Raw genomic sequence first — 18,843 nt, forward strand, 5'->3', positions numbered from 1 at the left:
GAAAGGTACGTTTTCGGTAGCCGAATCGATCCGCGAGCCGAAACCGCGGGACCCGACTCTTTCGGGCGATTATAGAGTACTTACTCACGTTTCATCCGGTTCGAGGGGGCGCGGGTCCCCGCCGGAACTGCCCAAAATGCGGGCGCCGACGAATAACGGGGTAAGAGCCCGATAGTCGCGTGTGCCTTTCGGTTACAAGCCGGATAACTACATCCGGTGCTGGCTATCGAACGGGTATGATCACCTGCACTAACTGCGAGACCGCCCAGTTCCTGCAGATCACGCAGAGCCGCGTCTACTTCGAGGACGGCGAGATGATCAACGAGATCTCCGAGACGTACGAGTGCACCCTGTGCGGTGCGACCGGTCAGTACGTCTACGACGACGACAGCGACGAGGAAACCGTCACCGGCGACGTCGAGCACACGACCGAACGGCCGAAGTACGCCTGACCGGCAGCCCCCGTTCGGGGGCGATGCCGCGCTCGACCATCGCAGCGACCCGACGATCGCTCGGTCCCCGCTTCGTCCTCCTATCTCGTCGTCTCTCCATCTCGTCTCCTCTCGCCTCGACGTCTCCAGCCGCGCCCTCGGTCTCAGTCCTCCGTTTCGCCTCGCTCACGCCGCTCGTCGTCCGTTTCCTCCCGATCGGATCGCTCGTCGGGCGAACTGCCGACGCCGAGTTCGGTCAGCTCCTCGAGTTCCGGCTCTGACTCCGGGTCGGCCTCGCCGGCTTCGTGGTACCGTCGGCGATCCGCGGCCGCTTTCCGTCGGCTGGCGTCCCACTCCTCGAAGAGGCCGTACTCGGTCATCGTCTCCATGCCCGCGATCGCCGCCGTGAGCTTGATCCCGACCAGCGGAATCTCCGCGACCGAGACGATCACGTCCGCGCGGAGGATCGCGCCGTCTCTGAGCAGGACGTCGAGCACGTCGACGAACGTCTCCTCGTCCTTTCGCGGTCTCATGGGTGCGGGTTCGTCTGATCGCTGGCAGGGGTCGTTCCGTCACCGTCGCCGCCCAGCTCCGGCGCGAACGTGTACGGCGGCCACGGCCCCGTGAACCTGACCTCGAGCCCCTCGTTCGCGGCGACGTCGTCGAGTATCGATCCGATCGCTTCCTCGTCGTCCTCGTGAGCCAGCAGCGTGAGCCGGGAAAGTGTCTCGCCGTCGGACTCGCCGGCCCCCGAACCGCTGCCGGCGACGTCGTCCGAGAGCGCCGCGCTCGGAGAGCGCTCGAGCGCGTGTACTTCCCGCGCCTCGGCGGCCAGTCGTTCTTCGAGGTCGGCGGTCAGCGATTCGCGGCGGGCCGACCGGAGCTCCGTCAGCCGCTGGTCGAACTGCTTCTCGAGCAGGAAGGCCGTTCCCTCCTCGGCGTCGTCGATCTGCTCGTCCAGTTCGCGAAGGCGGTCGTCGTGTTCGATCAGCGCGTCGTCGCCGATCGGGTCGACTTCGACGACCTCGACGCGGTACTCCCAGTGGCCGGCCAGTCCGGACAGGGCGCGCTCGAGGATCGCTTCCTCCTCGCGAAGCCACTGCCGGACGCGGTCGTCGTCCCCGCGGAGGATCGTATCGAACTGGAACGGGATCGGCGTCCCGAAGGCCTGACCCGCCTCGTCGACGACCGTCTGGTGGCGGACGAGCCAGCGTCTGATCTGTGCGAGGTCGCCCGAGTCGTAGATCCCGTCACAGGCGTGGACGACCGCACCGATGCCGTCCTCGACGACGACCGAAACCGGTTCGCCGTCGACGCCGGTCGTCTCGAAGGCGGCGTCCTCGTCGGCCGGAACGATACAGTAGAGGTACCGGCCTTCGTCGATCGCCGGCGCGTCGGCCGGCTCCGCGGTCGCCCGCTCCTCGATCGCCTCGAGGCGTTCGGTAGGGTCGTCGGACTCGCGGTCGCTCACTCGTCTTCACCCCCGAACACGGAGTAGCCGGGTTTCCGGGCGGCCGTCGGCTCGCCGTGAAGCTCCTGAATGGCGTCGTTGACCAGCCCGTCCAGGTCGCCCCGGAGGTCGTCGACGCCGTTTTCGATCCCCTCGTCCGCTTTGAGGCGTTCGATCTCGGCCTCGATCGTGGCGAGCTGGGTGCCGAGCCGTTCGATCTCCTCGTCCGAGAGACTCCCCGACTCCATGCGACGGACCGCCTCCCGCTCGAGCGTTTCGATCAGGATCTCGACGACGGTGACGACCAGCGTCATCAGTCCGTCCCGCGCGTCCTCGCCGTCGCCGACGTCGATCGCCGTCACGACTCGTCACCCTCCGGCTCCGGAGCGGCTCCGTCCGCCTCGGCGTCCGCGTCCTCGTCGGCCGATTCCGTCTCGTCCTCGCTCGCGTCCGACTCCGAGTCGCCGCTGAGCAGATCGAACCCGCCGCTGGTGGGTCGCTCCGGGTTCGGTCTGGAACCGAGGCGGTCGCTCACCTGTTCCCCGTCGCCGACGTCGCGGTCGCTCTCGCTCGATTCGCCGTCGTCGCTCTCGTCGGCGGCGTCCGACTCGTCCGCGGTGACGTTGACGCCGCGAGTGGGATCGATCACCGGGTTCGGACGATCCATCTCCGCTATTTCGGGGTCGCCGGCCGCTTCTGCGACCCGGCGCATGTCCGTCCCCTCGGGGAACTCGAGACCGTACTTCGCCGCGGTCTCGAAGGAGGCGATCGCGGCCCGGACCTGGACGCCGAGCAGTTGCGTGTCGCCGATCGAGACGGCGATGTCGGCGTTGATGACGATCCCCTTGTCCAGCAGCATCTCGACGACCTCGGCGAGGTCGGTCTTCTGTCGACTGGGCTGGAAATCATTGACCATCGGGATCACCTCCGAAGCGGGTCGGCCGCTGGTCGGTCGCGCGTCTCTCACAGCCGTTCGGTCGTGGTAGTAGTTGGTCAGTCATCGGTCTCTCTCCGTTGGTCGCTCTCGCCGTCGTTCCGTCGCCGCCGTCGCTCTCGCTCGAGTTCGAACCGGCGGCCGTAGATCCGCTTCCGGGTGGGTGCCGTCGAGAGTTTGACGTCCTGTGGCACCGTCGAGTAGCGGGCGCCGCCGCCGAGGTCGCGTCTGTCGATCGGCATGGTCGACGACGCCGTCGGGTTCCGCGAGTTCGTGCTTCTGTCCTGTCGGCGCATCTTCTCGCGGTTGAACTCGTAGAGGCGCTCGAACGTTTCGTGGGTCTCGAGCAGCGCCGTCCGGAAGGCGTCGATCCCCCGCATCGCCTGCTGCTGGATGGCGACCTGATAGGCCTCGGGGTCCTTCGCGACGTCGATGTCGCCGAGCGCCTCCTTCGTCGCGGAGCCGGCGTCCATCCCCGTGCCGAGGACGCCGTCCTCGTCGTCCTCGAGCAGCCCGTCGTCGGTGGCGTCCGACACCGCGTCCTCGAGCATCCCGGCGTCGTCGCCGTCCTCGAGTTCGTCGATGGCGTCGTCGAGTTCGCGTTTCTCCTGCCAGATGTCGGTCAGATCCGTGGCATTCCAGGCGTTCAACAGGTCGATCGCGTCGAACAGGTCCGTGAAATCGACCAGCTCGGTCACGCCGGTCTCCTCGTCACCCAGCACGTCGGGAATCTCGCCGAGTTCGATCGCGTCGAGGAGTTCGTCCTCGTCGACCGCGTCCGGCAGATCGCCGATGTCCATGGCCTCGAGCAACTCGCCGACCTCCTCGGCGACACGCAGGAGGGCCTCGAGATCGCCGACGACCGTCTCGACGGTGTCGTCGTCGAGTTCGTCGATCGCCCCGCCGTCGCCGAGGGTCCCCTCGAGCCGATCGAGGCTCTCGGTCGCCTCCTCGAGCAGCGCGTCGACCGTCTCTTCGGACCCGGCGTCGGCGTGGGCATCGCTCATTCGTCGTCACCCGCCGTCTCTTCGGTGGCCTCGTCCGCCGCCGGGTTCGGCCTGATCTGGACGGTGAGCACGCCGTTCCTGATCGTCGCCTGCGAGTCCGTCTCGCGCCAGGGGACCTCGACGCGATCGAGCTCCGTCCCGTCGACGGCGATGACGAGCATCGAATCGTCGAAGCCGACCGTGACGTCGTCCGGGTCGATACCGGCGACGTCCGCGGTGACGACCAGTTCGTCGTCGTACGATCGGGTCGCCACGTTGTGGTCGCTCGAGGGTCCGGAGGAGCGGATGCGGCGTTTGCGCGACCGATCCGTGTCCCGATCCGGATGCCGATCGCGATCGCCGGGGCGGTCGGCGAACGGCGTCCCCTCGGGCGACTCGTCGGCGAGGTCGTCGCCCGAGCGGATCGAGATGTCGTAATCGAAGATCGTTCGATCGCTCCGCCGCCGGCCCGAGGTGGACGTCGAGCCGCTCTCGAGCGATTCCAGCGCGGACAGCAGGCTCGAGAGCCAGTGGTCGTCCTCGTAGCTGCGATCGTCGGCCGATTCGTCGCGGTCGTCGTCGGGAGTGGGTCCGCTCATGCTATCGTTTCACCTCCACGCGGCCGCTCGAGAGCCGCTCGTGAACGTCGCGAGCAGTCTCGAGCTCCGCTTCGAGTTCCTCTTTGCGGCGTCGGTACTCCGCTTCGGGGCGCTCGCCGAGCTCGTACAGCAGTTGGTTCTCCTTGAGCTCGTCCTCGAGGGCCTCCACGTCGTACAGCTCGTCGAGTGCGATCGAGTGGAGCGCGTTGACGATGCCGAGGAACGGCCGGAACAGGAGGTCGTCGAGGACGAACATGGTTATTGCTGGGCTCCGATTTTCACGTCGACGAAGCTGTAGGGCGCGAACGGTCCCGTGTACTGGACCAGCAGGTCGTCGTGCTCGTCCTCGAAGCTGGCGACCGCCTCGTCGAAGGCCTCGCGGTCGTCCTCGTCGACGAGGTACGAGCGGTTGAGCACGAGCCGGTCGCTGAACAGGTCGTTCTCGACGGACTGTGCGGCGATCGGCTCGAACCGATCCGCGACCTCGGCCGCGAGCGCCTCGCGGTCGACGTCGGCGTCTTCCTCGCGGACGAGTTTGAGGCCGAGTTCGATCCGCCCCTCGATGTCCGTCATCGCGCGTCGGAAGGCCGGTCGCGCCCCGCGGAGGACGTTCTTCAACTCGCGATCGCTCTCGAAGGCCATGCCGAACTGCATGGGAACGACGGTCGTGCCGCCGTCGTACGCCATGATCTCCCGGAGGACCTCGTCGTGGATCTGGGCGTCCTCGTCGGTCTCCTCGGGATCGGTCGTGTCGATGTCGGAGACGACGGCGCCGAGTCGCCGGTGGGAGATGGTGTAGACGCGCTCGGCACCGGCGACGGCCTCCGTCTCGAACTCGACCGTATCCGACTCGACGACGCCGTAGACGTATCGGTGACTCATCGATAGATCACTCTCATTCGCTGACTCATCGGCGAATCACTCGCTGACGCTGCATGGTGTTCTCTCGTACCCGAGCCGGACGCAGTAGTCGACGCTCGTTACGACGCCGCCGACAGCCGCGGGTCGATAAACGCGTGCGTAACACCTCGCGGTCGGTGATGGGACAGCTGGATGACATGGGGCTGCGATAGTCGTGCACCTCGCGGCCGACACCGGCCACGGGTGTCGTGACGAGCACTCGAGTACCGTCGCCGACGATACGCCGCCGGCGCGGGTTATCGTGGTGCTTGCAGTCGCAGCCACGTCTCCGTCCGCCGACCGCGTGCGTTCGCGGGGCTGCTATCGGCGGCTATCGACGATCGACGCGCTACCGACGGCGCAGACGCTGGCAGCCCGAGCGGCTTGCAGTCGCAGTCCAAGCCGTGTTACGAGGGGGCAGTCTACCTCGGGTGTATGGCACAACCACAACGAAGACCCGACTCCTCGAGCCTCGCGGAAGTACTGGACCGCGTCCTCGACAAGGGCGTCGTCATCGACGTCTGGGCCCGAATTTCGGTCGTCGGGATCGAGCTGCTGACGATCGAGGCCCGCGTCGTCGTCGCCTCGGTCGACACCTTCCTGCACTACGCGGAGGAGATCGCAAAAATTGAGCAGGCCACGGCGGAGGGCGATCTCGAGGAACTCGAGGAGCTCGAAGTCGAGCCTCGGCCGGAATCGTCGCCGAAATCCGCGGAGTAGCTCCCGATGGCCGACGACACTTCGCGCAAGCGTACGGTCCGCGGTACCAAGATCAGGGCCAGTCGCGAGCAGAAGGAAGGCCGCAGAGCGAAGAAAGAGCTCGCGCGAAAGGCATCGAGCGCCGGCGAACGAAACGGCGACAGTCCCCTCTCCGATCCGGCGGACGTCGTCCCCGAGCCGTTCGTCGAGACCGACGCCGTCAGATCGCTCCGCGATCGGATCAACGGCTGGCTCGAGGCGGACCAGCCGGTCCACCTGATCGGCCCGACGGGCTGTGGCAAGACGGCGCTCGCGCTGTCGGCGGCGGCCGAGCGCGGTCGTCCGGTCGTCTGGCTCAACGGTGACGAGGCGGTCGACACCGCCGCGCTCGTCGGCTCCCACGCCGGCGGCGAACGCTACGAAGAGCACGACCGGTACGTCAGCGGCGTCGACAAGAAGACCCAGATCGTCCGTGAACGCTGGGTGGACAACCCGCTGTCCGTCGCGGTGCAGGAGGGTGCGACGCTCGTCTACAACGAGTTCTCGCGCAGCGACCCCGCCGCTCACAACGTCCTGCTGTCGGTCTTCGAGGAGGGCGTCCTGGAGCGACCGGGCAAGCGCGGCGACGATCGGACGATCGACGTCCACCCCGAGTTCCGGGCGATCTTCACGTCGAACGACGTGGAGTACGCCGGCGTCCACGAACAGCAGGACGCGCTGCTCGACCGGTTCATCGGCGTCCACGTCAACTACTACGACGCGGAGACCGAACGCGAGATCGTCGGTGCGCACGTCGACCTCGCCGCGGACGACATCGCGACCATCGTCGAGAAGACGCGAGCGCTCCGCGACGAACTCGATATCGTCGTCGGCACCCGCGCCGCGATCACGGCCGCGAAGGGACTGACCGTCTTCGACGGGCACGACGAGACCGGCGAGTTCGACGACGAGACGCTGACCCACGTCTTCACGGACGTGCTCGCGCCGAAGATCACTGGCGAAGACGGCGACGACATCGACGGACTGCGATCGCAGATCACCGAGACCATCTGACCGACGCGGAGGCGAACGAACGACACGCGAGCCACACAGCGAACTACAGCAAGACCAATGGCCGAAGCCGACACGCAATCACGAGAGCAGTGCAAGGCACTCACCGAGGACGGCCAGCGCTGCTCGCGGCCGGCCCGAGACGACGGCTTTTGCTACCAACACGACGAGAGTGATCCAACAGTGAGCGACAGTCAGGCGGCCCAAGAGGAGGAACAGACGGACGAACAGGCCGAACACGGCGATGTCGAGGAGTCCCGATCCCGCGGGACGGTCAACATGACCGCCGAGGAGATGACCGATCCCGACGAGGTCGACGCGGACGTCGAGACCGATCGGGAGGAGATCGCGGGGATCCTCGCGGTTCGACAGACCGTCCAGTCGACCGCGGGCGAACTCATCGGTCACGAGTTCGACGGCGTCAGCGAGATCACCCCGACCGACGACGGCTGGCGCGCCGTCGTCGAAGTCGTCGAACGCCGGGCCGTCCCCGACACCCAGGACATCATCGGCCGCTACGAGATCGAACTCGACACCGACGCCACCGTCCACGGCTACCGGCGGGTCGACCGCTATCGGCGCGGCGACACCGCCCAGTTCGAGTGAGCCTCGAGCGGGGATTCGATCGCGGTCCCTCGCCGACTCGAGTGGGAACGCCGTCCGTCGCTCACCGCCGCCGTCTCTTTTCGTCTCGAGGGCGTTCCGTTCGATCGCTCGGCGCGTAATTCGGAGGGTCACCGTCGACGGTGAGTACGGGTCCATCGTCGGAGCGAGGCGAATCGCGAGGCTGGGAGTCACAGCGCCGTCCCGGGTAGTAACGCCGGGCGAGGACCTTCGCGGCGTTGAAATCGGCGGCGACGGTGTCGACGTGGCAGTCCCGATTGCTACACCGGAGGGCCGCGTTCCGTACCCGGTCGCCGAGCGCGCCGCAGGCGTGGCATTCCTGCGAAGAGTATGCGTCGGGCACTGTCGTCACCGGGATACCGTACTCAGCGGCGATAACTCGCAACCGCAGATGGGCCACAGAAAGGAGCCACGACGAGCCGCGGTGGGCGTTGGGCGCTATCAGCCACGTCCATAGGTCCGGCCTGTAGTGGCTGTCTTCGGTGACCAACACTGAATTGTCGTAGGCGCTCGCGTACCCGCAGATCTCGTGGGCTGCGGCGTCGATCTCCGCAACGAGGGCATCGCGGCGCTGCTGGACGTGGGCAGCGATCGTCTCGCGGTCGACGGTACTCGAGAGAGTGCGGCGGTCTCGAGTCGGAAGCCATCGAGTTACTGACAGATATTGTCGCCACAGACCGCGTACGCGCCCCGCCAATCCGGAAGGGAGACCGGGCAGGCTGTATAGAGGTTGTATTCGCCGAGGTCGACGCCGATCGGAGTTTCGTCACGGCCATTCTGATCGGCGTACGTGAATCGTAGCGATGCGTCTCTCGTGTCGGGGCTTAAGGCCCCGTGAATTGTCGTCGGACATGGCTCGTCCCACAGCTACGCGAGCCGCGCGGGCCGGTGCCATCACACCGGTCTGCATGTTCATCCGACTATCTGCCGGTCTGGTTTGCTTGCGACTTGCGCTATCCGAGTAGTCCTCGCTCGACATAACTGTGTTGACGATACCGTAAATTTGAGTAGCCAATATCGACAATACATTACATGCTACCGACAAGTGTAAGGAGAATTCTGACAGTGTGGGGGTAATGAGGAAGCGGGCGGACTGGATGGTCAAAGCCGATGAAGTGATCCTTGAGGTCCTCGAGGGCGGTCTCATGCTCGGCCCTACGGCAATCGCGAAGAACGGCGATCTGTCTCGGCAGCACGTGACAAACAGAGTATCTATTCTGATGGCGTACGGATTCGTAGAGCGAGTCGAAGAGGGTTACTACCAGATCACCGATCGTGGACGGGCGTGGCTCGAGGGTGAGATCGACGCAAGTGAACTCGATCCTACCGGGGATCGATACGAGTAACGAATAGCTGTCGAATGTGATGGGAAAGGCACACCCAACAAAATCACCGAAAAGGGCACCAGTATCCCGATGGTGATCTCGGGGCAGATGACCGTAGAGTACGTGGCAGCTAATTTGATCGTGTTCTTCTGCTTCCTCGGTGACCGACGAGAGGCGGCAGTCGGCGGTGCCCGCGATGCCCCGCGTGCCGAGAGCGGGTGAGCGCCGCAATCCGTCGAGAAGTCGGCGCTCACGACCGGAGAGAATGAGCACGTCACTTCGGGAGAACCCGGTTATTTCGGGCCTTCCACATCCCTTATGTTTCTCGGCCACTGTAACGATGGACGAGGATGACACCTGAAGTCGCGTTCCGGGAGGTCCAACGGTTTCGACAGTGGTGGCTCTGGGCTCTCCTGGGCCTCGTCGGTCTCGTTTCGGTCGTTGCCGGCGGACCTGTCGGGGTCCTCACCATAGCAGCTATCGTGGTATTCTTCTGGTCGCTGCGACTGGTCACGGAGGTCCGAACCGATGGACTCTACGTCCGGTTCGTTCCCCTCCATCGGTCGTTCCGGAGAGTGCCCTGGGACGCTATCGACTCAGTCGAGTCGGTGACGTATCGGCCGCTCCGTGAGTACGGCGGGTGGGGCATCCGCTGGCGACCGTCGACGATCGCGTTCAACGTCAGCGGATCGCGCGGTGTCTACGTGACGAGGCCCGACGACCGCGACCTACTGGTCGGCAGTCACCGTCCGGACGAACTGGCGACAGCGATACGAGACAGGATGTCCGAAGCGGCCGGGTGAGGATCGGTTTCCGGCGAGACTCGAAGCGTCCACAACGACCGCCCTGCTGGGACGGTCCATTCGTCGCGGGACGTACCCCTCAGTGGCGCTGGTCAACTCCTTCGCGGCTGATCGAATGTACCTGCCGGATACGCCGGCCGTTCAGCACGGCGGCATCGTTATTTCACCCGAAACCAACGAATCAGACCTTCTGTAGAGATGTGGATTTCGCGCTGACACATCATCCACTCTAGATACTGGTGGAGTCGTGCTGAATAGGCAGCACGTACCCGCAGATCTCACGGTCTAGTTCTGTATCTCCTCGACTGGCACGTTTCCGTCGAGAGAACTTGCCGCGGTCTCTGGTTGTCGTACTGCACGAACTGTTTGATAGTAATACGCTGGGTGACGTCGAGACCCGTGTCGAGCCAGCGAATCACCGCCCCAACCTAAGTACCGGTCGTGTGCTCTTCGTCGACGAGGACGGCCTGCTCATGAGCGTCCTCCCGGGGAAGCGTGCTGTCAATCCCTCCGAGAACCGCCTTCTTGAGCACGGAGACTGGTTTCGGGACTCTTCTCGTTGGCGTCCTCACCGGGTGGTTCGGGGATATCACAGTTGGGTCGCGAGTTCGGAGTCCGACGAGATCCTCATCCCGCGAATGTGAACTACTCCGCCCTACTCACTCGCCGCTAACGCGACTCGTTCCTTGAGGACGGAGCTTCCTGTTTCTACGACGCGACTTGCAGACACAGAACGAGTGTCCGCAGAGGTAGCAGTCTCCACAGGCGTGCCTTTGGACTAACAATCGTGGACACATTCATATCTATCCTCTGAGTGTCTGCAAGTATGGCATTATCGAACCGAGTGTCGACGCAGGAACTGCTCGGCGCGGTCGTCGTGATCGTCGGAACCATACTGTTGCTCGACACGACCGGGGTCGCTGAAGCGGGATCGCTCCTCAACTACGTGCCATCGCTTTTCGTCCTCCTTGGTCTGTACGCGCTGATCACGAGCGGATTCCGCAACCTGTTCGGCCCGCTCTTGGTGATCGTGCTGGCCGGTGCCTGGCAGATAGCGGCGCTCGACCTCGTTCCGGAGGCCGACCTGGCTTCCTTCTGGCCCGCTCTCATCATTCTCTTTGGCGTCTCACTGCTTCTGGGGCGAATGCGGACGAAAGCGGAAGAGGTCGGCGAGCAGCGCGTGGACGGCATCGCCGTCTTCGGCGGCCGGAACCAGCGCGTGACTTCTTCGCGGTTCACGGGAGCGGATCTGACCGCGCTCTTTGGCGGATACGAACTCGATTTACGCGATGCTGAGGTGGCCGACCGTCCGGCGCGGATCAACGCCGTCGCCATGTTCGGCGGTGTCGATATCATCGTTCCCCGGGACTGGAACGTCCGCCTCGACGTGTTACCGATCTTCGGTGGTGCGGAGGACGAGCGCCCGCGCCGCGAAGCGGAACACGAGGAGGTCGACCTGATCTTGACTGGCTTCGTCGCATTCGGTGGGATCAGCGTGAACGACTGAGGTAGCCCATAAAACGTTATTTCTGTAACCTCTGTCTCAATCGAATCCTGATCCCCTCGTCTATTTCAGCCCACTCGTCACTGTGACATTGCTCGTGCGTTGAACGATCGCGTTCGTAACGATTACCGATAATACAACGCGCGTATGCAGCACGCTTCGGAGTCGATGAGGGAGGGCGGATTATCGGTCAGTACCGCTGAACAAGGGAACACGAGACCTTCCAATAACCCAGCCGTTCAGTAGATATGGGCACTGATCACCTGTCCGACGAACCGGCTGGCTCCGTTCCAAGAACTATAAGACAGAAAGTACTTATGGGGTGTCAGTATCGATGTGGTATGCCCATTTCTCTCTCGTCTCGCTCGTCAGTCGCTGACCTGGACAGGCTGTCGTTTGCGAGCCTGCTTGGGGGCATCGTCGTGCTCGGGCTCGCTTTGCAGGTGTTCTTGCTGATGCAATCGACGACCTGGACGCTCGAGCTGGAACGCGTCATCGCGCTGGTGCCCGTCGTGGTTGCAGCTCTCGTGTACGTCCGCAACCGTCCGACAGCGGCGGCCTGGGAAATCAGCGCCGTCGCAGTTTGGGGGCTCCTCGCCCAGTGGATTGCGGGGATTACCTGGTTCGTCGTCGGGCCTGCGTTGGTGGGGAAACCCTCGGTCTCAGCCGCCCTGCTGTCCGGTGCCGCCGAGCTCCGCCTGGCGGAACTGTTGCGATTTCTCGTAACGGTCGCCGTCTTCGCCGGGTTCTACGCCGCCGCGGCGTCTCGACGCGATCGAACGGTTGTTAGCGCAATCACACTGCTTGCCGTTCCGGTCGTGATGGTCGTCGTCTATGCGATCGTCTAGCACCGCTCGACATCTCGGGACGCAGCACAGCCCACTGCCTTCGTTTCTCGCGATCTCTCCGTCTCGAATCGGCTGTCGACTGAAACCGTGACGAGTCGTCACGACTGTCCCGCGTTCGAACGCGACCCTCGACTCCATCCTTCGAGGAAGCGCTCGGCGCTCCGTTCGCCCCGACGAATGAGGGTATCGATGAACTCCGGATCTCGGTCGAGTTTCGAGGGTGCTGATAGCGATCCACCGAGGTCGATTTTTCTGACCTCGACTTGCTTGTACTCGGCGGGGAGGCTTCCCCGATCGATCAACTTGTTCACCTGTTCGATAAAGTACACCTCCTGATACAGCGAGAGGTTTCCGGCGAGTTCGTTGCGCCGGTCGCTGATATCCTCGACCGACTTCGGGACCGTCTCGCGGCGTTTGGGATTGATTTGGACGATCCAGATCTCGTCCGGTTTTTCTCCCGGGTCGTCAGGAACCGTCAAGAAGTCGCGGATCGGTGGATTTTGCGAGAACAACCCGTCCCAGTACCAGTGGCCGTCGATTTCGACCGCCTCGAACAACGTTGGGATCGCCGCTGAAGCGAGGACCGCCTCGGCCGTCACTGCCTCGTTGCGGAAGGTGTCGAACTTGCCCTCCGACACGTCGGCTGCCCCGACGATCAGCTCAACGTCGGCGGCGGCAGCGAGTTCGGGAACCCGATCGAACTCGATGTGCGCTTCGAGCGTGCTGAGAAATCGGTCGCGCCCGCTCGAGGTGAACGGCAGCTCATACGGGCTGAGCATCATCAGCGGCCCTCCGTGTGCGGCGAACTGCGCAAGTTTGACGGTCCACTCGTTGGCGATCCTGTCGAACGGAGACCGAGCCGAGAAGTCCCGCCAGATTCCCTCGAGCGTTTCGATAGCCCGGTCCGCTCCGCCGTCGAGAAACCCGTACCAGGCGGCGGTCGCGCAGACCGCCCCGCCGGAGGTCCCGCTCAATCCGATGAGTTCGTACGACCGGTCGTCGTGTTCGCCGAGGAGCCGTTTGAGTACCCCTGCGGTGTAAGCGGTGTGGCTGCCACCACCCTGACAGGCGATCGCGACCCGAGTGACGTCGTCGGTGTCGATACCAGCACTCATAGCCATCGATACGGCGCACCACTACGTAGGTTTCGGGGCGGCGAGCGTCCCTGTCTTTACACCGGGTACCGCTCGCGGACCGGTCGCGATTCGGCCGAACTGACCGCGAGGCGGTGGACTCCAATCACGAGCGACGAACCCTCCCTCGAGACGCCCCAGCTTCGAAGACACTCGGTCCGGAGCACGGCCCAGCGGCTGCTCTCCCAGTTGCCGGCCGCCGATCGGCTCGCGGCCGAGCACCGATCCCGTCTCATCGCAACACCGAAGCACCCGCCGGCCGTCGAGCCGATCGTGCAATCGATCGGCGGCCACACCGTCCACGGCGTCGACGTCGGTCCGGAAACCCGGTGTGCCCACTACGACACCGACCGCGACGTCGTCGCGTTCACGTTCGCCTGCTGCGAGCGCTATTACCCCTGCTTTCGCTGCCACGAGGAGTCGACGGATCACGAGGCGGTTCCGTGGCCGCGCGACCGATTCGACGAATCCTCGGTGCTGTGTGGGGTCTGCGGGACCGCACTCACCGCGTCCGCGTATCTCGAGGCCGACTATCGCTGTCCGGCCTGCGACGCCGCGTTCAATCCCGGCTGCGCCGCCCACGCCGACCTGTATTTCGAGCCGGGCGACTGACGCCCGCCGACCGTCGTCCGGGTGTCTGCTCGGCCCGCTGTACACTCGCTTCGTGGATGTCTGGGAGTCCACGGCGACCTCCGGGAGAGTCTCGTCGGCCGCGAGTCCGTGTTCGTCGATACCGAGACGACGGTGCGCTAGTCGCCGTTCGAGTCGCTCTCGCCGGCGCACCGACTCCCGTCAGTCGTCCGCAGACGCTACTGCCGACGACTCCGTCTGCTCGTCCTCGACCTCCTCGATCCCCTCGACGGATTCGTCGTCGCACAGCGCCGCCTCGGCGTCGGGTTCGAGTTCGTTGACGACCGACCGACCGTCCTTCTCGCGGACGACCAGTCCGTCGTCTTCGAGCGCGGCGAGGTGATGCGAGACGGTGCTCGGATCACGCTCGAGTTCGTCCGCGAGCCGGCCGTTGTGCGCCCGGCCCAGGCCGGCGAGCGCCTCCAGCACGTCGCGTTTGGCCGGTTCCGCGAGGGCGGCTCGCAGTTCGGCGTCGGCCGCGTCCCGGAAGTAGCGGCGCTTCCCGTTGAGCTTGGCCGCGGTTATCAGATCCTCCGCTTCGAGGATCCGAACGTGGTACCGGACCGTCGAAAGGGGGATGTCGGTGTCGTCGCTGAGCTGCGAGAGGTACGACCCCGGGTCGTCGCGGATCGCCTCGTAAATCGCCCGGCGGCGATCGTGCTCGAGCGGATCGGAGTCGTCGTACTGACTGTACCGGAACAGCGGCAGCATCTTCCAGAGGTCCCCGGCTCGGCGGAGCGGGCCCGTCCCGCGGAGAGTGTGCAGCCACCCGGCCGTCGCAGTGGTCCCGCTCCCGGCAGCGCCGGTCGCACCGGACGCGCCGGCCCCGCCCGCCGCCCCGGAGGCGGTGATCGCCCCGAGCAGTCCGACCAGTACCGCGTCCGTCGCCGTCTCGGTCGCGCCGGGCGTCCCGGAGCCGTCGGAGTCGCCGCTCCCGTCGGCGCTCGCGTTCTCGGCCGTCGACTCACCGGCGCTCGAGCCGTCGTCGTGGGGACTCGAGGGTCGTCCGTCGGTTTCGACTTCGGCGTCGGCCTCGAGGCCGGTGTCCAGCGGCGTCTCGTTGACGGTCCGGTCGACAGCCCCCTCCGTCCGATCGACCGTCGTCCCGGTGGTGTTCTCGAGTTCGTCGGTCGTCGTCCCGGTGGTGTTCTCGAGTTCGTCGATCGTCGTCTCGGTGGTGTTCTCGAGTTCGTCGATCGTCGTCTCGGTGGTGTTCTCGAGTTCGTCGGTCGTCGTCCCGGTGGTGTTCTCGAGTTCGTCGGTCGTATTTTCGACGGTCTCCGTCGGCTCGTCGATGGAGTCGTCGACCGAATCAGTCGTCGAGAGCGCCGCTCCCGTCAGTGTCGAGCCGGCGCTCGCGGACGCGGCCGCGATCCCCGCGGTCGCACCGCCGAGTACCATCGCGACGGCGACCCACACGAGCACGCGCGTCGCGATCGACGAATCCCGTTTCATACCAGTCGTCCGGTTATGTGCGATCGACGGTAATACGCTTTTTCCGTTCCCTGACAGTCACGAAATCCGACTGGCGGCCGACTCGAGCCGGCCGTGGAGCGGATCCAGCAAGCTATTTCCGCGTCGGGCGGCCGAATTCGGGTATGGATTCGGCGCTTGGTCCGCCCGAGCAGATGGCCGCGAAGCGCGACGAGCTGACGCCCATGATGGCGCAGTACCACGACCTCTGTGCGCGCTACGACGACGCGATCGTCCTCTTTCAGGTGGGCGACTTCTACGAGACGTTCTGCGGCGCGGCCGAACGCACCGCGCGGCTGCTCGAGATCGCGCTGACCAGTCGCGAGGACAGCACCGGCGAGTATCCGATGGCCGGAATTCCGATCGACAACGCCGAATCGTACATCGAGGACCTGCTCGAAGCCGGCTACCGCGTCGCGGTGGCGGATCAGGTCGAAGAACCCGGCGAGACCTCGGGCGTGGTCGAGCGCGCTGTCACGCGCGTGATCACGCCCGGGACGCTCACCGAAGACGAACTCCTGACAGGCGACGACAACAACTTCGTGGCGGCCGTCGCCCGTAACGGCGATCGGCTGGGACTCGCCCTGCTCGACGTCTCGACCGGCGACTTCTACGCGACGAGCGCGACGTCCGACGAGTCGATCGCCGACGAGGTGAGTCGGTTCGACCCCTCGGAAGCGGTCGTCGGCCCCGACGCCGCCGCCGACCCGATCCCCGAGGAGTGCATGGTGACGCCGTTCGACGCGCGCGCGTTCGACCGCGAGCGGGCCACAGAGAAGCTCACGACGTATTTCCGGAACCCCGACGCGCTGCTCGCGGACACCGCGGAGATCCGGGCCTGTGGCGCGCTGCTGGCGTACGCCGAGTACGTCCGCGGCGGCGAACACGAGGGCGAACGCGGCGAGGACGCCGACGAGCGCGTCGCGGCCGTCTTCGAGGGCGACGACGAGCAGCGACTCGAGTACATTACCCAGCTGACCCGGTACGACCCCCGCGAGTACCTGTTGCTCGACGCGGTCGCCCTGCGCAGCCTCGAGCTGTTCGAACCCCGGGCGGTCCACGGCCGGGACGATGCGACGCTCGTCGGCGTCCTCGACGAGACCGCTAGCGCGCTCGGCGGCCGTAAACTCCGGGACTGGATTCGCCGGCCGCTGCTCGAGCCCGCGCGGATCGAGGCCCGCCACGACGCGGTCGCCGAGTTGACGGGAGCCGTCCAGCGCCGGGAACGGCTCCACGATCGCCTGCGAGAGGTCTACGACCTCGAGCGTCTCATCGGCCGAATCTCCCGCGAGCGGGCCAACGCCCGGGATTTGCGCTCGCTGCGAGATACGCTCGCGGTCGTCCCCGACATCCGCGAGCAACTGGCCGACGCCGACTGTGAACGCCTGCGGGACCTTCACGGGAACCTCGACCCGCTGGCGGACGTCCGCGAGTTGATCGAGGACGCCGTCGTCGAGGAGCCCCCGATCGAGATCACCGAGGGCGGGATCATCGCCGAGGGGTACGACGAGGACCTCGACGCCCTCCGGGGGACCGCGCGGGACGGCGAGCAGTGGATCGAGGACTTAGAGGACCGCGAGCGCGAGCGGACGGGTATCGATTCGCTGAAGGTCGGCCACAACTCGGTCCACGGCTACTACATCGAGGTGACGAATCCGAACCTCGAGTCCGTCCCCGACAACTACCAGCGCCGCCAGACGCTGAAGAACTCCGAGCGGTTCGTCACGCCGGCGCTCAAAGAGCGCGAGGACGAGATCGTCGGCGCACGGCAACGCGCCGACGAACGCGAGTACGACCTCTTTTGCGAGGTTCGTCGCGAGATCGCCGCCGAAGTCGAGCGCGTTCAGGCCCTCGCCGACGCGCTGGCGACGCTGGACGCGCTCGTCTCGCTGTCGACCGTCGCCGCCCAGTACGACTACTGCCGGCCCGAGATCCTCGAGCGAGAGGGTCGTGACGGCCTCGAGATCGACGTCGAGGGCGGCAGACACGCGGTCGTCGAGCGCACGCAGGAGTCGTTCGTCCCGAACGACGCGTGCCTGACGACCGACCGGCGGCTGGCGGTGATCACCGGCCCGAACATGTCTGGGAAGTCGACCTACATGCGGCAGGTCGCCCAGATCGTACTGCTCGCGCAGGTCGGCAGTTTCGTCCCCGCTCGCTCGGCGCGGCTGACGCCGGTCGATCGGATCTTCACCCGCGTCGGTGCCAGCGACGACATCGCGGGCGGGCGCTCGACGTTCATGGTCGAGATGGACGAACTCGCGACGATCCTGCGCGAGGCCGACGAGCACTCGCTGGTCCTGCTGGACGAGGTAGGCCGGGGTACCTCGACGGCCGACGGGATGGCGATCGCGCGGGCGATCACCGAACACATCCACGACGAGGTGGGGGCGACTACCCTCTTCGCGACCCACCATCACCCGTTGACCGAACTCGCGGACGACCTCGCGGCCGCGTTCACGCTCCACTTCGAGGTCGACGAGGCGGACGGCGACGTCGTCTTCCACCACGAGATCGCACCCGGCGCGGCCAGCGGATCGTACGGCGTCGAGGTCGCCACGGCGGCGGGCGTTCCCGAACCCGTGGTCGACCGGGCGCGGGAACTGGTTGCCGACGCGACCGAGGACGAACCCGAGGCGGGCGGCGAAGCCGAGACGAGAGTCAGGGCGCGCGGTGAGATGGCCGACGAGACGGATTCGGGGCCGGCGTCGCCGGCGACTGCAGACGGGGGAGACGTTCCGGCCGACGTGGCCGCCGAGCTCCGCGCGCTCGACTTGGCCCACCTCACCCCTGTCGAGGCGCTGACGGAACTCGACCGGCTGAAGCGGTTGCTCGAAGCGTAACCGCTCCGTCGGCCGTCACGCCTCTCCCAGCGATTTTCGGTAGACCAGTAGATCGACCGGATCGCCGAACCCGTCGATTCGTTCGCGGTGCACCTCGCCGAAGCCCTGCGACTCGTACAGGCCACGGGCTGCGGTCTGTCTCGCCATCGTGTCGAGGACGATCTCGTCAGCCTCCTGCGATCGAGCACGGCGCTCGAGTTCCGCGTAGAGCCGGCGACCGTAGCCGCGGCGCTGCTGGTCGGGAGTGACGCGCATTCGGGTCAGTTCGACCGCCGAGTCCGCGAGATCGGGGACGACTGTCGCGATGTGCTCCGAGCCGTCGATCGGTCGGAACGCGCCCATCGCGACGATGGTGCCGTCGCGCTCGCCGACGAGGAACTCCCCGCCGGCATCGACGTAGGTTTCGGTGATCTGCTCGAGGTCGTCGTCGGGAACGTCCTCGAGGTACGCATCGACATCGCGCATGGCCGTTTCGTGGAGGTCACGGACTCGAGTGCCGTCCGTCGGTCGATAGCGGCGGACCGTCAGTTCGGGTCCCATATTCAACCCATGGACGTGTGGGATGAAAGGGAACTACAGTCGAGCGGCGACCCGGATTGCATGGACCGGCA

The 18,843-nt window shown here is 65.7% G+C and carries 21 protein-coding genes and 2 pseudogenes; 10 read left to right on the plus strand and 13 right to left on the minus strand.

Going from position 1 to position 18,843, the window contains the following annotated elements; all coding sequences use genetic code 11:
• Nucleotides 1-236: 236 nt before the first annotated feature.
• Entirely contained in the window at nt 237-452 is a 216-nt protein-coding gene (locus BMX07_RS02785; RefSeq protein WP_007109520.1) for a hypothetical protein, read from the plus strand.
• Nucleotides 453-595: 143 nt separating this feature from the next.
• Here the strand turns inward: BMX07_RS02785 and gvpM are convergent, their stop codons facing one another.
• The 8 genes from gvpM to BMX07_RS02825 form a co-directional block, all read right to left on the minus strand.
• Nucleotides 596-964 carry a gas vesicle protein GvpM gene (gene gvpM / locus BMX07_RS02790; RefSeq protein WP_090613406.1) on the minus strand — a complete coding sequence of 123 codons (369 nt, stop codon included), beginning with the start codon at nt 962-964 and terminating at the stop codon, nt 596-598.
• Nucleotides 961-1,902, minus strand: a complete 942-nt coding sequence (gene gvpL / locus BMX07_RS02795) for a gas vesicle protein GvpL (RefSeq protein ID WP_090613409.1) — start codon at nt 1,900-1,902, stop codon at nt 961-963. The genes gvpM and gvpL overlap by 4 nt, the downstream gene beginning before the upstream one ends.
• Complete coding sequence (locus BMX07_RS02800; RefSeq protein ID WP_090613413.1) at nt 1,899-2,243, minus strand: gas vesicle protein K; 345 nt, start codon at nt 2,241-2,243, stop codon at nt 1,899-1,901. Before BMX07_RS02800 ends, gvpL begins: the two co-directional genes overlap by 4 nt.
• Complete coding sequence (gvpJ, locus tag BMX07_RS02805; protein ID WP_090613417.1) at nt 2,240-2,797, minus strand: gas vesicle protein GvpJ; 558 nt, start codon at nt 2,795-2,797, stop codon at nt 2,240-2,242. The genes BMX07_RS02800 and gvpJ overlap by 4 nt, the downstream gene beginning before the upstream one ends.
• Before the next feature lie 77 nt (nt 2,798-2,874).
• Nucleotides 2,875-3,822 carry a hypothetical protein gene (locus tag BMX07_RS02810; protein WP_090613421.1) on the minus strand — a complete coding sequence of 316 codons (948 nt, stop codon included), beginning with the start codon at nt 3,820-3,822 and terminating at the stop codon, nt 2,875-2,877.
• Nucleotides 3,819-4,400 carry an Hsp20/alpha crystallin family protein gene (locus BMX07_RS02815; RefSeq protein ID WP_090613425.1) on the minus strand — a complete coding sequence of 194 codons (582 nt, stop codon included), beginning with the start codon at nt 4,398-4,400 and terminating at the stop codon, nt 3,819-3,821. Before BMX07_RS02815 ends, BMX07_RS02810 begins: the two co-directional genes overlap by 4 nt.
• A 1-nt stretch (nt 4,401) precedes the next feature.
• Nucleotides 4,402-4,656 (minus strand): gas vesicle protein GvpF, encoded by a 255-nt coding sequence (gvpF, locus tag BMX07_RS02820; RefSeq protein WP_090613428.1) that lies wholly within the window; start codon nt 4,654-4,656, stop codon nt 4,402-4,404.
• Nucleotides 4,657-4,658: 2 nt separating this feature from the next.
• On the minus strand, nt 4,659-5,282 hold the full coding sequence (locus BMX07_RS02825) for a GvpL/GvpF family gas vesicle protein (protein WP_090613431.1): 624 nt from the start codon (nt 5,280-5,282) through the stop codon (nt 4,659-4,661).
• A 453-nt stretch (nt 5,283-5,735) separates the two neighbouring features.
• Here BMX07_RS02825 and gvpA point away from each other — a divergent pair, with 453 nt between their 5' ends.
• From gvpA to gvpO, 3 genes are read left to right on the plus strand one after another with little or no spacing between them, the layout of a single operon-like run.
• Nucleotides 5,736-6,020: a gas vesicle protein GvpA gene (gene gvpA / locus BMX07_RS02830; RefSeq protein WP_090613434.1), complete on the plus strand. Its 285-nt coding sequence runs from the start codon at nt 5,736-5,738 to the stop codon at nt 6,018-6,020.
• 6 nt (nt 6,021-6,026) lie between these two features.
• Entirely contained in the window at nt 6,027-7,052 is a 1,026-nt protein-coding gene (gene gvpN / locus BMX07_RS02835; RefSeq protein WP_090613438.1) for a gas vesicle protein GvpN, read from the plus strand.
• Nucleotides 7,053-7,109: 57 nt separating this feature from the next.
• Nucleotides 7,110-7,655 (plus strand): gas vesicle protein GvpO, halophile-type, encoded by a 546-nt coding sequence (gvpO, locus tag BMX07_RS02840; protein WP_090613441.1) that lies wholly within the window; start codon nt 7,110-7,112, stop codon nt 7,653-7,655.
• Nucleotides 7,656-7,716: 61 nt separating this feature from the next.
• On the opposite strand, the pseudogene BMX07_RS02845 reads toward gvpO, so the two are convergent.
• Nucleotides 7,717-8,429, minus strand: a pseudogene (locus BMX07_RS02845) (zinc ribbon domain-containing protein).
• Nucleotides 8,430-8,749: 320 nt separating this feature from the next.
• Here BMX07_RS02845 and BMX07_RS02850 point away from each other — a divergent pair.
• Together BMX07_RS02850 and BMX07_RS02855 are read left to right on the plus strand one after the other, a co-directional pair.
• Nucleotides 8,750-9,019, plus strand: coding sequence for a helix-turn-helix domain-containing protein (locus tag BMX07_RS02850; protein ID WP_090613443.1), 270 nt, complete (start codon nt 8,750-8,752; stop codon nt 9,017-9,019).
• Nucleotides 9,020-9,348: 329 nt separating this feature from the next.
• Nucleotides 9,349-9,801: a DUF6141 family protein gene (locus BMX07_RS02855; RefSeq protein WP_090613445.1), complete on the plus strand. Its 453-nt coding sequence runs from the start codon at nt 9,349-9,351 to the stop codon at nt 9,799-9,801.
• Between the two features lie 655 nt (nt 9,802-10,456).
• On the opposite strand, the pseudogene BMX07_RS25595 reads toward BMX07_RS02855, so the two are convergent.
• Nucleotides 10,457-10,579 (minus strand): annotated as a pseudogene (locus BMX07_RS25595) (RNA-guided endonuclease TnpB family protein); the annotation flags it as partial.
• A gap of 48 nt (nt 10,580-10,627) precedes the next feature.
• Between BMX07_RS25595 and BMX07_RS02860 the strand changes: the two are divergent.
• Nucleotides 10,628-11,308, plus strand: coding sequence for a LiaF transmembrane domain-containing protein (locus BMX07_RS02860; RefSeq protein ID WP_090613446.1), 681 nt, complete (start codon nt 10,628-10,630; stop codon nt 11,306-11,308).
• Nucleotides 11,309-11,646: 338 nt separating this feature from the next.
• Entirely contained in the window at nt 11,647-12,153 is a 507-nt protein-coding gene (locus tag BMX07_RS02865) for a hypothetical protein (RefSeq protein WP_090613447.1), read from the plus strand.
• A gap of 98 nt (nt 12,154-12,251) precedes the next feature.
• Here the strand turns inward: BMX07_RS02865 and BMX07_RS02870 are convergent, their stop codons facing one another.
• Entirely contained in the window at nt 12,252-13,268 is a 1,017-nt protein-coding gene (locus BMX07_RS02870) for a patatin-like phospholipase family protein (protein ID WP_090613451.1), read from the minus strand.
• A gap of 291 nt (nt 13,269-13,559) precedes the next feature.
• Between BMX07_RS02870 and BMX07_RS02875 the strand changes: the two genes are divergently transcribed.
• Nucleotides 13,560-13,898 (plus strand): CHY zinc finger protein, encoded by a 339-nt coding sequence (locus tag BMX07_RS02875; RefSeq protein ID WP_090614813.1) that lies wholly within the window; start codon nt 13,560-13,562, stop codon nt 13,896-13,898.
• A 180-nt stretch (nt 13,899-14,078) separates the two neighbouring features.
• On the opposite strand, the gene BMX07_RS02880 is transcribed toward BMX07_RS02875, so the two are convergent.
• Nucleotides 14,079-15,371 carry a winged helix-turn-helix transcriptional regulator gene (locus BMX07_RS02880; RefSeq protein ID WP_090613453.1) on the minus strand — a complete coding sequence of 431 codons (1,293 nt, stop codon included), beginning with the start codon at nt 15,369-15,371 and terminating at the stop codon, nt 14,079-14,081.
• Between the two features lie 143 nt (nt 15,372-15,514).
• Here BMX07_RS02880 and mutS point away from each other — a divergent pair, with 143 nt between their 5' ends.
• Nucleotides 15,515-18,232, plus strand: coding sequence for a DNA mismatch repair protein MutS (mutS, locus tag BMX07_RS02885; protein ID WP_090613454.1), 2,718 nt, complete (start codon nt 15,515-15,517; stop codon nt 18,230-18,232).
• A gap of 15 nt (nt 18,233-18,247) precedes the next feature.
• Here the strand turns inward: mutS and BMX07_RS02890 are convergent, their stop codons facing one another.
• The gene (locus BMX07_RS02890) at nt 18,248-18,772 is read right to left on the minus strand and encodes a GNAT family N-acetyltransferase (RefSeq protein WP_090613455.1); all 525 of its coding nucleotides are present in this window, start codon (nt 18,770-18,772) and stop codon (nt 18,248-18,250) included.
• Nucleotides 18,773-18,843: the final 71 nt, after the last annotated feature.

The sequence above is a fragment of the Natrinema salaciae genome (assembly GCF_900110865.1).
In the GTDB taxonomy this organism is placed as follows: domain Archaea; phylum Halobacteriota; class Halobacteria; order Halobacteriales; family Natrialbaceae; genus Natrinema; species Natrinema salaciae.

Excerpts from the sequence above, each read along its gene's own strand:
- BMX07_RS02880 (WP_090613453.1), bottom strand. The coding sequence starts at position 15,371 with ATGAAACGGGATTCGTCGATCGCGACGCGCGTGCTCGTGTGGGTCGCC.
- BMX07_RS02860 (WP_090613446.1), top strand. The coding sequence starts at position 10,628 with ATGGCATTATCGAACCGAGTGTCGACGCAGGAACTGCTCGGCGCGGTC.
- gvpA (WP_090613434.1), top strand. The coding sequence starts at position 5,736 with ATGGCACAACCACAACGAAGACCCGACTCCTCGAGCCTCGCGGAAGTA.
- BMX07_RS02890 (WP_090613455.1), bottom strand. The coding sequence starts at position 18,772 with ATGGGACCCGAACTGACGGTCCGCCGCTATCGACCGACGGACGGCACT.
- BMX07_RS02815 (WP_090613425.1), bottom strand. The coding sequence starts at position 4,400 with ATGAGCGGACCCACTCCCGACGACGACCGCGACGAATCGGCCGACGAT.
- mutS (WP_090613454.1), top strand. The coding sequence starts at position 15,515 with ATGGATTCGGCGCTTGGTCCGCCCGAGCAGATGGCCGCGAAGCGCGAC.
- gvpM (WP_090613406.1), bottom strand. The coding sequence starts at position 964 with ATGAGACCGCGAAAGGACGAGGAGACGTTCGTCGACGTGCTCGACGTC.
- BMX07_RS02810 (WP_090613421.1), bottom strand. The coding sequence starts at position 3,822 with ATGAGCGATGCCCACGCCGACGCCGGGTCCGAAGAGACGGTCGACGCG.
- gvpO (WP_090613441.1), top strand. The coding sequence starts at position 7,110 with ATGGCCGAAGCCGACACGCAATCACGAGAGCAGTGCAAGGCACTCACC.
- BMX07_RS02785 (WP_007109520.1), top strand. The coding sequence starts at position 237 with ATGATCACCTGCACTAACTGCGAGACCGCCCAGTTCCTGCAGATCACG.
- BMX07_RS02855 (WP_090613445.1), top strand. The coding sequence starts at position 9,349 with ATGACACCTGAAGTCGCGTTCCGGGAGGTCCAACGGTTTCGACAGTGG.
- BMX07_RS02870 (WP_090613451.1), bottom strand. The coding sequence starts at position 13,268 with ATGAGTGCTGGTATCGACACCGACGACGTCACTCGGGTCGCGATCGCC.
- BMX07_RS02850 (WP_090613443.1), top strand. The coding sequence starts at position 8,750 with ATGAGGAAGCGGGCGGACTGGATGGTCAAAGCCGATGAAGTGATCCTT.
- gvpF (WP_090613428.1), bottom strand. The coding sequence starts at position 4,656 with ATGTTCGTCCTCGACGACCTCCTGTTCCGGCCGTTCCTCGGCATCGTC.
- gvpN (WP_090613438.1), top strand. The coding sequence starts at position 6,027 with ATGGCCGACGACACTTCGCGCAAGCGTACGGTCCGCGGTACCAAGATC.
- gvpJ (WP_090613417.1), bottom strand. The coding sequence starts at position 2,797 with ATGGTCAATGATTTCCAGCCCAGTCGACAGAAGACCGACCTCGCCGAG.
- BMX07_RS02865 (WP_090613447.1), top strand. The coding sequence starts at position 11,647 with ATGCCCATTTCTCTCTCGTCTCGCTCGTCAGTCGCTGACCTGGACAGG.
- BMX07_RS02825 (WP_090613431.1), bottom strand. The coding sequence starts at position 5,282 with ATGAGTCACCGATACGTCTACGGCGTCGTCGAGTCGGATACGGTCGAG.